At 53.6% G+C, this 239-nt stretch carries 1 protein-coding gene; it reads left to right on the top strand.

The window, feature by feature from the left end; translation table 11 throughout:
• A partial coding sequence (locus tag AAEY75_RS16925) for a hypothetical protein (protein ID WP_352260332.1) occupies positions 1-239 on the top strand: 239 nt, incomplete at both ends.

Here is a 239-nt window from a genome sequence, read left to right as displayed (position 1 = left end):
ATGCGAAGCAGACCGGTCTATGGGCAGATGGCATGGAAAATGCCGTTTACGACCGCGTGCTTGAATTTGACTTGTCAGCAGTTGTCCGTAATATGGCAGGCCCTTCACGTCCGCACGCTCGCGTTTCAACCACGGATTTGGTTGCTAAAGGCATTGCTCACGGTGAGGGTGACAAACTCCCTGAACCAGAAGATGGCTTGATGCCAGATGGCGCAGTGATTATCGCGGCCATTACCAGC

The organism is Psychrobacter sp. TB55-MNA-CIBAN-0194, from assembly GCF_040309505.1.
Classification (GTDB): Bacteria; Pseudomonadota; Gammaproteobacteria; order Pseudomonadales; family Moraxellaceae; genus Psychrobacter; species Psychrobacter fozii.
The sequence above is the reverse complement of the archived record's forward strand: the minus strand, read 5'-3'. Positions and strand labels throughout refer to the sequence as shown.